The 13,612-nt window shown below is 59.3% G+C and carries 11 protein-coding genes and 1 tRNA gene; 9 read left to right on the plus strand and 3 right to left on the minus strand.

The genetic code is table 11. The features are described 5' to 3' along the window. The 7 genes from ACYVIA_RS03385 to ACYVIA_RS03415 all read left to right on the plus strand — a co-directional run bounded on the left by ACYVIA_RS03385 (position 1) and on the right by ACYVIA_RS03415 (position 7,980). Entirely contained in the window at positions 1–504 is a 504-nt protein-coding gene (locus ACYVIA_RS03385; protein ID WP_460837890.1) for an LPS-assembly lipoprotein LptE, read from the plus strand. A 12-nt stretch (positions 505–516) separates the two neighbouring features. Next, positions 517–1,539 (plus strand): DNA polymerase III subunit delta, encoded by a 1,023-nt coding sequence (gene holA / locus ACYVIA_RS03390; protein WP_460837891.1) that lies wholly within the window; start codon positions 517–519, stop codon positions 1,537–1,539. Between the two features lie 103 nt (positions 1,540–1,642). Further along, positions 1,643–2,938: a glutamate-5-semialdehyde dehydrogenase gene (locus tag ACYVIA_RS03395; protein WP_460837892.1), complete on the plus strand. Its 1,296-nt coding sequence runs from the start codon at positions 1,643–1,645 to the stop codon at positions 2,936–2,938. Between the two features lie 433 nt (positions 2,939–3,371). Further along, positions 3,372–3,788, plus strand: coding sequence for a CopD family protein (locus tag ACYVIA_RS03400; protein ID WP_460837894.1), 417 nt, complete (start codon positions 3,372–3,374; stop codon positions 3,786–3,788). A 92-nt stretch (positions 3,789–3,880) separates the two neighbouring features. After that, on the plus strand, positions 3,881–5,086 hold the full coding sequence (locus ACYVIA_RS03405) for a THUMP domain-containing class I SAM-dependent RNA methyltransferase (RefSeq protein WP_460837896.1): 1,206 nt from the start codon (positions 3,881–3,883) through the stop codon (positions 5,084–5,086). Positions 5,087–5,154: 68 nt separating this feature from the next. Then, on the plus strand, positions 5,155–6,633 hold the full coding sequence (locus ACYVIA_RS03410) for an NAD-dependent succinate-semialdehyde dehydrogenase (RefSeq protein ID WP_460837898.1): 1,479 nt from the start codon (positions 5,155–5,157) through the stop codon (positions 6,631–6,633). Between the two features lie 183 nt (positions 6,634–6,816). Then, entirely contained in the window at positions 6,817–7,980 is a 1,164-nt protein-coding gene (locus ACYVIA_RS03415) for a GGDEF domain-containing protein (protein ID WP_460837899.1), read from the plus strand. 59 nt (positions 7,981–8,039) lie between these two features. On the opposite strand, the gene ACYVIA_RS03420 is transcribed toward ACYVIA_RS03415, so the two are convergent. Further along, positions 8,040–9,647, minus strand: a complete 1,608-nt coding sequence (locus ACYVIA_RS03420) for a DUF342 domain-containing protein (protein WP_460837901.1) — start codon at positions 9,645–9,647, stop codon at positions 8,040–8,042. Positions 9,648–10,042: 395 nt separating this feature from the next. On the opposite strand from ACYVIA_RS03420, the gene ACYVIA_RS03425 reads away from it, so the two are divergent. Continuing rightward, positions 10,043–10,116: transfer RNA gene (locus ACYVIA_RS03425), tRNA-Gly, on the plus strand. A 66-nt stretch (positions 10,117–10,182) separates the two neighbouring features. After that, complete coding sequence (gene trmB, locus ACYVIA_RS03430) at positions 10,183–10,902, plus strand: tRNA (guanosine(46)-N7)-methyltransferase TrmB (protein ID WP_460837902.1); 720 nt, start codon at positions 10,183–10,185, stop codon at positions 10,900–10,902. A gap of 9 nt (positions 10,903–10,911) precedes the next feature. Here the strand turns inward: trmB and recQ are convergent, their stop codons facing one another. Together recQ and ACYVIA_RS03440 are read right to left on the minus strand one after the other, a co-directional pair. Continuing rightward, positions 10,912–12,732 (minus strand): DNA helicase RecQ, encoded by a 1,821-nt coding sequence (gene recQ, locus ACYVIA_RS03435; protein WP_460837904.1) that lies wholly within the window; start codon positions 12,730–12,732, stop codon positions 10,912–10,914. Between the two features lie 11 nt (positions 12,733–12,743). Further along, on the minus strand, positions 12,744–13,577 hold the full coding sequence (locus ACYVIA_RS03440; RefSeq protein WP_460837906.1) for an undecaprenyl-diphosphate phosphatase: 834 nt from the start codon (positions 13,575–13,577) through the stop codon (positions 12,744–12,746). Positions 13,578–13,612: the final 35 nt, after the last annotated feature.

Here is a 13,612-nt window from a genome sequence, read left to right on the forward strand (position 1 = left end):
ATGCCCATGAAACGCCGTACCCTCCTCACGCTGGCCGCCGCCGCGATGTTGTCCGCATGCGGTTTCCAGCTGCGCGGATCGAACGGCGGGACCGCGTTGCCGTTCAAGACGATCTACGTGGGGTTCGCCGAAACATCGCCGCTCGGCACTGAGCTCAAACGCCACATCCGCGCCAGCGGCGACACACAGGTCGTGACAGATCCTAAAGCCGCACAGGTGATCCTCGATGTGCTGTCGGAAAGTCGCGAAAAGGCGATTCTCTCCAAAAACACGCAAGGTCGTGTGCGCGAGTACACGCTCTATTACAGATTGGGATTTCGCGTGCGGGACAACAAGAGCAGAGAATTGCTGGCGCCGACGGAAATCGTCCTCAAGCGGGACATCAGCTTCAATGAGTCGGCAGTGATGGCAAAGGAAAGCGAAGAAGCCCTGCTCTATCGCGACATGCAAAGCGACCTGGTGCAGCAGATGCTGCGGCGCTTGCAGGTGCTCAAGCCGGTATGACAAGGAAACATCATGCAACTGCGGCTTGATGCCCTGGATGCGCACTTGGCAAAGACGCTGGCGCCGCTGTACGTGATCACCAGCGACGAACATCTGCTGGCGCTGGAGGCAGCGGACAGGATTCGCCAATCGGCACGCGCGAAGGGCTTTTCCGAACGCGAAGTGCTGGTTGTCGAACGCAGCTTCAAGTGGGGCGAGCTGCTGGCAGCCAACCAGTCGCAGTCGCTTTTCGGCGACCGCAAGCTGATCGAATTGCGCATCCCCACTGGCAAGCCGGGCAAGGATGGCGGACAAGCGCTGCAGGAGTATGTCGGATCCCTCAACCCCGACAATGTCACCCTAATTACGTTGCCGAAGCTTGATTGGCAAACGGCAAAGAGCGCCTGGGTGGCGGCACTGCAGCAGGCAGCTGTGTCTGTGTACATCGACATTCCTCTGGTGGAACGCAATCAGTTGCCGGCATGGATTGGCGCGCGGCTGGCGGCACAACGGCAGAGTGCCGATCGGCAAAGTATCGACTTCATCGCTGACCGCGTCGAAGGCAATCTTCTTGCGGCCCATCAGGAGATTCAGAAGCTCGCATTGCTGCATCCCGAAGGAAAGCTCAGTTTCGAGCAGGTGCAGGACGCGGTATTGAATGTTGCCCGCTATGATGTATTCAAGCTCAATGAGGCGATGCTCGCAGGTGACATCGCCCGGCTAGTACGCATGATCGAGGGTCTCAAAGGCGAAGGGGAAGCGCTGCCGCTGGTGCTGTGGGCAATGGCGGAAGAGATTCGCACGCTACTGAAAATCAAGGCCGGTGCCTCGCAAGGTAAGTCAGTCGGCATGCTGCTGAAGGAATACCGCATCTGGGGTCCGCGTGAAAAACTGATGGAACCCGCCCTGCGCCGCCTGAAGTTATCGACGCTGGAGAGCGCACTGCAGCAAGCTGCGCAAGTCGATAAGATGGTCAAGGGATTGCGTGCGAAGGAATTCGCGGGCGACGCATGGGATGCACTGTTGCAACTTGGCCTGAGAGTGGCCCACGGCTGACGTTACAGAATTCAAATAGACCGTAGGGCGGAAAAGCGCAGCGCCTTCCGACAGATCGCAAATCTATGGCGGAAGGCGCTGCGCTTTTCCGCCCTACGTATTCATGACATTTTTTAGGCAGGTTCATCGAAACATGGACATCAAACATTACATGAACGAAGTCGGCCAACGTGCCCGAAAGGCATCGCGTGCAATGGCCAAGGCCGATACCCGAGCCAAGAACCAAGCGCTGTCGCTGATCGCGGTCGCCATCCGGCGCGATGCTGCGGCCTTGCGTGCGGCCAACCAGAAGGACCTGGATGCGGCGCGTGCGAACGGCCTCGCGGAAGCGATGCTGGATCGCCTGACCCTGTCCGACAAGGCAATTGCGACCATGGCCGAGGGACTGGAGCAGATCGTCGCCCTGCCCGACCCCATCGGAGAAATCTCGAACATGAAATATCGCCCGACCGGCATCCAGGTCGGACAGATGCGCGTGCCGCTGGGCGTCATCGGCATCATCTACGAAGCACGGCCAAATGTGACTGTCGATGCCGCAGGACTGTGCATCAAGAGCGGCAATGCCACCATCCTGCGTGGAGGCTCGGAAGCGATCCACTGCAACCAGGCGCTGGCGAAGCTGGTCAAGGAAGGTCTGGCCGGTGCAGGACTGCCGGAAGATGCGGTGCAGATCGTCGAAACCACCGATCGCGCCGCCGTGGGCGAACTGATCACGATGCCGCAATATGTGGATGTGATTGTCCCGCGCGGCGGCAAGGGCCTGATCGAACGCCTGATGAAGGAATCGACGGTGCCGATGATCAAGCACCTCGACGGCATCTGCCATGTGTATATCGACGACAAGGCCGACATCGACAAGGCGCTGAGGGTTTCCTTCAATGCGAAGTGCCACCGCTACGGCACCTGCAATACGATGGAGACGTTGCTCGTTGCGCGCGGCATTGCACCTCAGATGCTGCCAAAACTGGCGGAACTGTACGGCACGAAAGAGGTGGAACTACGCGGTGACGACGAAGCGCGCAGGATACTTGCCGGCTATCCGCATCTGGCGGCAGCGACCGAAGAAGACTGGCGCACCGAATATCTCGCGGCGATCCTTGCCGTGAAAATCGTGGACGACGTGGCCGAGGCGATCGAGCACATCAACACCTATTCGTCGCAGCACACCGATGCGATCGTGACAGAAGACTACACCCGTGCGATGCGTTTCCTGCGCGAGGTGGATTCTGCTTCGGTGATGGTGAACGCCTCTACCCGTTTTGCCGACGGCTTCGAGTACGGACTGGGTGCGGAGATCGGCATTTCGAACGACAAACTGCATGCACGCGGTCCGGTCGGCTTGGAAGGACTCACCTCGCTCAAGTACGTGGTGTTTGGGCATGGAGAAGTTCGTGAATAAATGCCATGCAAACGGAGTGTCGCCTTGCAAGGCGACACCGTTACGCAGGCACGGGGCATGCCCCGTGAAACCCCTGCTTCACCATGGAGAAGTTCGTGAATAAATGCCATGCAAACGGAGTGTCGCCTTACAAGGCGACACCGTTACGCACGCACGGGGCATGCCCCGTGAAACCCCTGCTTCACCATGGAGAAGTTCGTGAATAAATGCCATGCAGACGGAGTGTTGCCTTGCAAGGCAACACCGTTACGCAGGCACGGGGCATGCCCCGTGAAACCCCTGCTTCACCATGAAGAAGTTCGGGGATAAGTTTGCGATGCTAAGGGTGCTCCTCGCACGGCCGCACCATTACGTTGACAGTGGACATGGAATACAAACTTCGTTCCCTGTCACGACGAGATACGCGAAAAACATACAAGAAAAGGAAGAATAAATGCTCTGGATTAAATCGCTGCACGTCATTTTTATTGCCTCCTGGTTTGCCGGCCTGTTCTATCTGCCGCGCATCTTCGTCAATCTGGCAATGGAAACCGACCAGAAGGCAAATGCCCGCCTGCTCCTGATGGCACGCAAGCTGTACCGCTTCATGATCATTCTCTCGGTACCTGCGCTCGTATTCGGCCTGTGGCTATGGCTAGGCTACGGCTTTGGAAAGGGACAGGGCTGGGTACACGCGAAGCTGACGATCGCGGTGCTGCTGGTCTTCTATCAGCACGGCTGCGGCGTACTGTTAAAAAAGTTCGAGAATGGCCAGAACAAGCGCAGCCATGGTTGGTATCGCTGGTTCAATGAGTTTCCGACGCTCTGCCTGTTTGCCGCAGTGATCCTGGCGGTGGTCAAGCCGTTCTGATCCGTACGGATTCGAAGGGTGCGCCCCGCGCACCGATCAGGTTTTAAAGCATGGGTGCGCGGGGCGCACCCGCCACGGATAAAGGGTTCCCCATGACACATTCATTTTTCTGCCCCTGCCCGCGCGGCCTGGAAGCCGCACTCGCGGAAGAGATCGGCGAAATCGCGCAGCAAAGCGCAACGCTGAAGGTTCATAACCAGGTACCCGGCGGCGTGCACTGCTCCGGCACGCTGGCCGACAGTTACCGCATCAACCTGCACTCCCGTATCGCCTCACGCGTACTGCTGCGCATCGCGCAAGGCGGCTATGCCAACGAGAACGACATCTACGACCTGACGCTGGCACAGCCTTGGGAAGAGTGGTTTGGTCTCGACCACACGATCCGCATTGACCTCACCGCGATCAAATCGCCGCTGAAGAGCCTGGAGTTCACAACGCTCAAGATCAAGGACGCTGTCTGCGACCGCTTCCGCGACCTGTATGCGAAACGGCCGTCCGTGAATACACGTACACCGGACATGCGCATTTTCGGCTTCCTCGATGCACACAGTTACACGATCTATCTCGACACCTCCGGCGAAGCGCTGTTCAAGCGCGGCTGGCGCCAGGAAACCGGTGATGCGCCCTTGCGCGAAAATCTTGCTGCAGGCTTACTGCGCGTGTCGGGCTGGAAGCCGGGCACCCTGCTACTCGATCCGATGTGCGGCTCCGGCACCATCCTCATTGAGGCAGCACAGATCCTCGCAGGCATTCCGCCGGGTGCGCGCCGCCATTTTGCATTCGAGAAGTTCCATGACTTCAATGCGGATGAGTGGCTGGCGATCAAGGGCAGCTTCAAGCCGAATCCGCTGCCGACGACACCGACGCTGTTCGGCAGCGATATTTCGGGCGACATGATCGTCATGACACGCAACAACCTGCACAACGCAGGCATCCAGTTCGAGGTTCCGTTAAAGCAGATCGAGGCGCAGGAAATCAAGCCGCCGACCGACACCCCGGGAATGATCGTTACCAACCCGCCCTACGGCGAACGTATTGGCGTGCGCGGTGATCGCTCGCAGGCGCCGGACGAAATGGCGGCGGCGTTCTATAGTGCTTTCAGCACGACCTTGAAGCAACGTTTCGCGGGCTGGCAGGTTTTCCTGTTCACTGCGGATCTCAGCCTGCCCAAGATGCTGCGGCTGAAGGAATCGCGCAAGACGCCGTTCTTCAACGGTGCCTTAGAATGCCGCCTGTTCCGGTTTGACATGGTTGCCGGATTCAACCGGCGTGATGAGGCAAAGCCGAAGCAGCCATAGCGCCTGCAGAGCCGTGCCCGGATTGTGCAGTATTTGTTTATCCATTAGACAGAGACGAGGAGAACATCATGCAGCAACAAATTAAAGGGATGCCGCAACTCAACGATGCCGCGCTGCTGCGCAACCAGGCATTCATTAACGGGGCATGGACCAGCTCGGTGACGAAATTTGAGGTAACCAATCCGGCTGACGGCAGCACGCTTGCTTCGGTGCCGGATATGGGTGCCGAAGACGCGCTCAAGGCCATTGAAGCGGCCAATGCAGCATTTCCCGCCTGGGCGGCAAAGACCGGCAAGGAACGTGCAGCCATCATGCGCAAGTGGTACGAGCTTCTGCTCCTGCATGCGAACGACCTCGCGGCGCTGATGACCGCCGAGCAAGGCAAGCCGGTTCCAGAGGCAAAGGGTGAGGTGTTGTACGGCGCCAGCTTCGTCGAGTGGTTCGCGGAAGAAGCCAAGCGCGTGAATGGTGATGTGCTTCAATCGACGTGGAGCGACAAGCGCATGCTCGTGCTGAAGCAGCCGATCGGTGTCTGCGCAGCGATCACGCCCTGGAACTTCCCGATTGCAATGATCACCCGCAAGGTGGCGCCCGCGCTGGCAGCAGGATGCTCGATCGTCATCAAGCCGGCGGAGCAGACACCACTGTCGGCACTGGCCATGGCAGAGCTTGCGCATCGCGCGGGCATTCCTGCCGGCGTGCTGAACGTCATCACCGCCGATTCGGAACGCTCGATCGAGGTCGGCAAAGTGCTGTGCGACAGCCCGATCGTGCGCCATCTGTCTTTCACCGGGTCGACGCCGGTTGGCCGCATCCTGATGCAGCAAAGCGCACCGACCATCAAGAAGCTCGCACTGGAACTGGGTGGCCACGCGCCGTTCATCGTGTTCGACGATGCCGACCTGGATGCCGCGGTTGAGGGCGCGTTGATCTCCAAGTATCGCAATGCCGGCCAGACCTGCGTCTGCACCAACCGTTTTTATGCGCATGAATCGATCTACGATGCCTTCGTCGAGAAGCTGGCTGCCGGCGCGGCGAAGATCAAGGTCGGTAATGGCTTTGAACAAGGCGTTGCGCAAGGCCCGCTGATCGACGACCAGGCGGTTGCCAAGGTCGAGGAACATGTCGCCGATGCATTGGCCAAGGGCGCAAAAGTGCTCGCCGGCGGCAAGCTGCATCCGCTCGGCGGCCACTTCTATGAACCGACTGTGCTGGCCAATGTGACGGGCGACATGAAGATCATGCGCGAAGAAACCTTCGGCCCGGTGGCAGCAGTCACCAGGTTCAAGACCGAGGAGGAAGCCATCGCCGCCGCCAACAACACCGAGTTCGGCCTGGCGAGCTACTTCTACTCACGCGACATCGGCCGCGTGTGGCGCGTAGCGGAAAAGCTGGAATACGGGATGGTCGGCATCAATACCGGGATCATCTCCAATGAAGTCGGCCCGTTCGGCGGCGTCAAGCAGTCCGGGCTCGGGCGGGAAGGCTCGAAATACGGTATCGAGGAATACCTGGAGATGAAGTACTTGTGCATGGGCGGAATCTGAGCACTGTTCGCACGAAAAGATAGCCAGTTCTTGCTCCGCCTCGCCGCAATCCGGGCGTATGTGCCGGTTTTGCGGCGGCTTGCCTACCACTCTTTGGCAATCGGTGCGCCAACAATTTCCGAGTAACAACTCTTGGCGATACTTGCCGAATGCTTGCTATAGTCGGACAAGGAGAAATGCACCTTGGCTGAACTCGATCCACGTTCCCTGATTTTTGTTGCCGGTTTGCTCGGCCTGCTGTGCTCAGCCATTCTGTTCATGCTGCGGCGCAGTTTTCCGCCGACCATCGGCGGTCTGGTGTTCTGGAGCCGAGGCTTGCTCGGGATGGTCATCGCAAGTGCGCTGTTTGGACTGACCGGCGTCATCCCGCCCCTCTTTTCTGTCGTACTCGCCAACGCCATGCTGGTAGGCGGCATCATGTCCTTCTATGCAGGATTTCGTGATTTCGCCGGCATGCCGACACACCACCCCGCACTGGCGGCAGTGCTGGCAGGAGTGATTGCCCACGTCGGCTGGTTTACTTATGTCGACGACAGCTATCCCGCCCGGGCCATGCTGGTCACGACGGTCGATACGCTGCTCTTCATCGCGTCCACAGTACTTGTGTACAAGACCAGCGGCCAGACGCTTGCGGGCCGGTTCACCTGCCTGGTCTTCGCATCGATTGCCGTCGTGTCCGGTGGCCGCGCACTGACGCTGATTCTGCAACTGGACGCCACCGACAGCGTGCTCGGCACGACGCTGTCGCAGAAAATCTATCTGGCCGCACTCGCGTTCTCGGTGCTTGCGATCACCCTGGGCGCCATGATGCTGGCGAATGAACGCTTGCGCACCGCCCTGGAATTCATCGCCTCGCACGACCATCTCACCGACGCCTTCGCGCGTGGCGCCTTTATCGAATTACTGAAAAAGGAGATGGCACGCAGTCAGCGACATCATCGGCCGCTGGCGCTATTGATGTTCGACCTCGACTACTTCAAGTCCGTCAATGACCGCTACGGCCATGTCGTCGGCGACCGGGTGATTGTTGATTTTGTCCGCCGCACCAAAAGCCTGCTGCGGAAGCACGATTCAATAGGTCGTTATGGCGGCGAGGAATTTGTCGCGCTGTTGCCGGAAACCGACTGCGACGAGGCGCGGGCCGTGGCAGAGCGCATTTGCACCAGCATTGCGCAGCAGTCCGGAGATCTACCGCACTATACGGTCAGCATCGGCGTGGCCGTCACAATGAACGGATCGCTGCCGATTGATGTCCTGCTGTCCGATGCCGACCGTGCGCTCTATCTCGCCAAGGCAAAAGGGCGCAACCGTGTTGAAGTCGCCGGGCAGGAGATCCGGCAGTCATAGCCGGTAGTCATAGCCGTCAGTCACAGTCGTCAGCATCCTGTTCGACCGCCGCATGCCAGTTATCGCTGAAGTTCGATATAGCCATCCTGCAACCGCAGCGTGCCCCCACCCTGGTCTTCCGACGCCTGCCACATATGCTGGGCGATCTGCACCTCCACGCCATCGTGGATCTCACTGCCCACTTCCACGCGCGCCTGCTCCGCCAGCTGCTCTTTAGCGCGTAGCGCCTTCAATTCCTCCGTAATTCCGGCAATGCTGGCAAGCAGCTGCTGGCGAGTCGCCTCGACTTTTGCGGCAACACCTCCCTCGCCCTTCTTCGGGTTCTGCCTGAAGTACTCGAGCAGCTTGATGACACGATCCACCTCCTCGCAGCGATGCGTGAAATCGTGTTCCTTGTCCGCAATTTGCTTTTCAAGATAAGGGTCAAAGCCGACACGCACGCAGGTCTTTACTCCGGAGCTTGCACCAAGCGAACCGGCCGCAACCCTGAGCGTTGCCTGCGACCTTCCACCGATGATCTGCCCCGTCTTCGCGCCATCCTTGCCGGCGACGATTTCCTCACCTGCGATCAGCTCGCACTGTCGGGCACTGCGATACACCAGGATGGATTTGTCGGCCTCGACATGGCAACTCTCCATGAACAGCGCCTGCACGGATCCGCCACAGATAATCCTTGCCGTCGTCTCCGGCAAGGACCGGGACCCGGGTCGTACATCGACATGGCCGACGATCCCCCCCTTCACCGCCACGTTGCCGCCGGCAGTGATTTCCGCCGCCTCCACCATGCCGTTAACGATGACATCGCCCGCCACCTTGATCCGCATGCCTGCCTTAACGTCGCCCCGAACGCGCAAGGTTCCTTCGAACTTGATGCTGCCCGTGCCGAGATCCACGTCCTCCACCTCGATCACGGGATTGACCGCCACACCAGTGTCGAACAGGATGGGCTGGCCACCCAGCGTCGCCACCAACAGGTTGAGGTCATCCTTGTCGGGCTCTGCCCCCTGCAAGCCGCTTTTGAATGGAATATCGGGAACCGCGTCTGCAGGGACGCACTTGCCGTGGATGTCCGTGCCGTCGCTTCCAGGCGCGGGCGGAATGCGGCGCATCAGTTTGTCGCCCGGTTCGACCAGCAAGAGATGGCTGAGGTCGGCATATCTGATGCGCTCACGCTCATCGCTATCCGTCGGGTCGTCCTTGTGGTCGAAGAGGCTTTCGAAGCGGGTCGGCTCGCCTTTCGTGGCCGGTGCGCCGCGCGCTATCTCCTTGCGTTCGCAGTACCCCACCTCGAAGGCCGCATCGATTTCACGCGTGAGCACGCCGTAGATTACATCCTGTTCGCGCAGTGCCGCGTCAAACTCTTCACGCGCGACGGCTTTGCCGCCCTTAGGAGGCAACAACGTGAGCCACGCAGTCATCCGGTCATTGTCAACCACAAGGGAAAATTCACCGTCGCGGCGTGCGCCGATGCACTTTTCCATCGGTTCTTCTGCGGTGCGGCAGTGGAGGATAAAGTCGGCAACGGCCGGCTCATCCAGAAAGAAGTGGCTCCAGCCTTGTTCGGCCATGGCCTCCTTGATCGCTGCCAGATCCGGCGCCGGCATGCCGAGCGCGGGCGTGAACCTGGCCAGCACTTCGCCGCTCACCTCGCTGAGGGAAAGTGACAACGCACGAGATCCCGACTCCTCCATGACCACCGCTCCCGACAAGGGTTAATGATGAGAACGCCTTGTAGCTTTCTACGGTCCGAAACAGCAAGAAATAGCGTTTTTTGTTGATTGATAGTAACAGAACGAGGTAAGAAGCGGCCTTTTTTCGCAAAACTGCAGCAAGGCGGCAACAGCAACCACAAGATATAGGGAGGAAAAGGATTCGCATACTTGGAAGACGGCACACGCAGCGAACAAGGGCAGCGAACAAATCCGCCAACACACGATTGCATGGGCTCGGAGCCCGCACCCGGCACGCGCTAACACTAGGCGCGGTGCGCCATGCAGGGTCGCGCTTTGCATGCTCTACCAATTTGCAAGCGTGCTTCAATCCAGCGTACAATGCGCGTTTCGCGGGTGTAGCTCAATGGTAGAGCAGAAGCTTCCCAAGCTTACGACGAGGGTTCGATTCCCTTCACCCGCTCCAGGTCGATCAGGCACCGTCAGGTGCCTTTTTTATTTGCACATCTTCCACTGTTCGCGCATGTCCGATATGTCCGACAACCACTCCGACGAGAATAATGGCAGGGCCATGTTGTATGACCCGACCGAGCGCCGCATCCGCAGTTTCGTGACGCGCGCCGGCAGGCTGTCCACCGCACAGGCCAAGGCCATCGACACACTCGGCCCGCATTACTGCATTTCGTATGTGAAGCAGCAGTTCGATTTCGATGCCGCATTCGGGCGCCACGCGCCGACCGTACTGGAAATCGGGTTCGGCATGGGCGACACCACGGCAAAGATTGCGGCGGCGATGCCAGGCAAGAATTTCGTCGGTGTCGAGGTCCACACACCGGGCGTCGGCAGCCTGCTCAAGCTGATCGGCGAACAGGAGCTGACAAACCTGCGCATCATCCAGCATGACGCTGTCGAAGTCGTCACCCACATGATTGCGCCGGATTCTCTCGCAGGCGTGCATGTATTCTTCCCCGATCCATGGCACAAGGCACGGCACAATAAGCGCCGGCTGATCCAGCCACCCTTCGTGAACCTGCTGGTGTCGCGCCTTGCGCCCGGCGGCTATCTGCACTGTGCGACCGACTGGCAGGACTATGCGGAGCAGATGCTGCAGGTACTGAGCGATGAGCCCGCGCTGAAAAATACCGTCGATGGATATGCGCCTCGCCCGGATTATCGGCCGGTGACGAAATTCGAGAACCGCGGCCTGCGGCTCGGCCATGGTGTGTGGGATCTGGTGTTCACCAAACGGTAGCGTTTTGCGTTACGTCATGGCGGCGATCAGGGACACAATCTCTTCGCCGTAGGTTTCCAGTTTTTTCTCGCCCACGCCGGACACGTTGCGAAGATCGTCGAGCGAAGCTGGCTTCGTCTTTGCGATCTCCCGCATCGTCGCATCATGGAAGATGACGTATGCAGGTACATTGTGCTTGCGCGCGGTCTCGACGCGCCACCAGCGCAGCTTTTCGAATATCGCCTGCTCTTCCGTCGACAGATCGCTTTCGACATAGCCTCTTGCTCTGGCGCTCTCGCGCTTCTTCTTGACCGGTTTCTGGTATTGCCTCAGCTGTACCTTGCGCTCTCCGCGCAACACCGGGCGCGCCGCCTCTGAGAGCTTCAGCGAGCCGTAGGCATCATGGTCGACAATCACCAATCCCAGCGCGATCGCCTGGCGCAGAATCGCTCGCCATTCCGCGTCGCCGGTGTTGCTGCCGATGCCGAAGGTGGACAGCTTCTCGTGCCGCCATTGCTTGATTTTTTCTGATTCGATCCCGCGCAGCACATCGATCACATGGCCCGCGCCGAATCGCTGGTCGACACGATAGATGGTCGACAGCAGCTTCTGCATCTGGACCGAACCGTCATAGGAGACCGGTGGATTGAGGCAGATGTCGCAGTTGCCGCAGGGGCCCGATGCCTGCCCGAAGTAATCGAGCAATCGGACGCGGCGGCAATTCAATGTCTCGCAAAGCCCAAGCATGGCATCGAGCTTGGCGCCCTGCACACGCTTGAAATTCTCGTCCGCTTCGGATTCATCAATCATGCGCCGCTGCTGCACGACGTCCTGCAGACCATACGCCATCCAGGCATCGGCCGGTGCGCCGTCACGGCCGGCACGCCCGGTCTCCTGGTAATAGCCTTCGATGCTTTTTGGCAGGTCGAGATGTGCGACGAACCGCACATCCGGCTTGTCGATGCCCATGCCGAACGCAATCGTCGCCACCATCACCAGCGACTCCTCGCGCAGAAAGCGGGCCTGGTTCGCGGTGCGCGTCGCGATATCCATCCCGGCATGATAAGGCAGCGCCGTCACACCATGCTCGTTCAGGAACGCCGCGGTCTCCTCGACTTTTTTGCGGGACAGGCAATAGACGATGCCGGCGTCGCCCGGATGTTCTTCGCGAATAAAGTCCAGCACTTGCTTGCGGCCATTCGTCTTTTCGACGATCTGGTAACGGATATTCGGCCGGTCGAAAGACGACACAAATTGCATCGCATCGTCGAGCTGCAGGCGATGCGCGATTTCTGCACGAGTCTGTGGGTCTGCGGTCGCCGTCAGCGCAATGCGCGGCACGTTGGGGAAGCGCTCATGCAGGACCGACAGCTTGATGTATTCCGGCCGGAAGTCGTGCCCCCATTGCGACACGCAATGCGCCTCGTCAATCGCAAACAGTGCGATCTTCGACGCATCCAGCAATTCGAGGCAGCGCGGCGTCATCAAGCGCTCGGGCGCGACATACACGAGATCCAGCTCCCCGTTGCGCACACGACGCTCGGTGCGCATCGCTTCGTCGAAGGTCTGGGTGGAGTTGAGGAAGGCCGCGCGCACGCCGAGTTCGGCCAGCGCATCGACCTGGTCCTGCATCAGTGCGATCAGTGGCGACACGACGACGCCAACACCGTCGCGCAGCAAGGCAGGAATCTGGTAACACAGCGACTTCCCGCCGCCGGTCGGCATCAGCACCAATGCATCGCCGCCCCTGGCGACGTGATTCACAATGTCGGCCTGCTGTCCCCGAAATGCGGGATAACCGAACACTGTTTGCAGAACGTGCAACGCACGATCCGATCCTGCCTGATTCATAGGCTGCGCTTCTATTCCACCCAGTTCACCCAGCCGCCATAGGCGGTGATGAGTACGATAATCCCGAACACAATGCGGTACCACGCGAACAGGGTGAAATCATGCGTGCTGATGTAACGCAGCAGCCAGCGCACGCAAAGGAATGCGGAGAAGAAGGCAGAAACCGCGCCGATGCCGAACCAGGGCAGGTCGGCCGCCGTCAGCAGCGCACGTTCCTTGTACACCGAGTAGATGGTTGCACCGAACAAGGTAGGAATGGCCAGGAAGAAGGAAAACTCGGTCGCCGCCTTGCGTGACAGGCCAAACATCATGGCACCGATGATCGTCGCGCCGGACCGGCTTGTTCCAGGAATCAATGCAAATGCCTGTGCGCAGCCAACCTTCAATGCGTCGAGAGCCGTCATGTCATCGACGGAATCGACACGTACTGCGGCGGGGCGCATGCGGTTTCTCTTTTCGATCCACAGAATCACCAGGCCGCCGGCAATGAATGCGAGCGCCACGGGCACCGGCGAAAACAATTCTTCCTTGATCGTCTTGTTGAATAGAAAACCCAGTGTGGCTGCAGGCAGGAAGGCAATGACCAGATTGGCGGCAAACCGCTGTGCCTTTGCATCGCTGAACAATCCGCTCAGGACGCTGGCGATCTTGACCCGGTACTCCCAGCACACCGCGAGCATGGCGCCCGCCTGGATCGCGATCTCAAAGACTTTGACTTTTTCGCCGGTGAAGTTAAGCAGGCTTCCGGCAAGGATCAGATGCCCAGTGGAGGAAATCGGGAGAAACTCCGTCAGACCTTCGACGATTCCCATGATGAGCGCCTTGAGCGCGAGCGTAACATCCATGTACGAGTTGATTGTTATCAGTTGGATTATCAATA

It is taken from the genome of Noviherbaspirillum agri, from assembly GCF_054780595.1.

Coding starts and splice junctions, on each gene's coding strand:
- holA (WP_460837891.1), top strand. CDS start 517: ATGCAACTGCGGCTTGATGCCCTGGATGCGCACTTGGCAAAGACGCTG.
- recQ (WP_460837904.1), bottom strand. CDS start 12,732: ATGAATCAGGCAGGATCGGATCGTGCGTTGCACGTTCTGCAAACAGTG.
- ACYVIA_RS03440 (WP_460837906.1), bottom strand. CDS start 13,577: ATGGATGTTACGCTCGCGCTCAAGGCGCTCATCATGGGAATCGTCGAA.
- ACYVIA_RS03410 (WP_460837898.1), top strand. CDS start 5,155: ATGCAGCAACAAATTAAAGGGATGCCGCAACTCAACGATGCCGCGCTG.
- ACYVIA_RS03405 (WP_460837896.1), top strand. CDS start 3,881: ATGACACATTCATTTTTCTGCCCCTGCCCGCGCGGCCTGGAAGCCGCA.
- ACYVIA_RS03385 (WP_460837890.1), top strand. CDS start 1: ATGCCCATGAAACGCCGTACCCTCCTCACGCTGGCCGCCGCCGCGATG.
- ACYVIA_RS03395 (WP_460837892.1), top strand. CDS start 1,643: ATGACATTTTTTAGGCAGGTTCATCGAAACATGGACATCAAACATTAC.
- ACYVIA_RS03400 (WP_460837894.1), top strand. CDS start 3,372: ATGCTCTGGATTAAATCGCTGCACGTCATTTTTATTGCCTCCTGGTTT.
- trmB (WP_460837902.1), top strand. CDS start 10,183: ATGTCCGACAACCACTCCGACGAGAATAATGGCAGGGCCATGTTGTAT.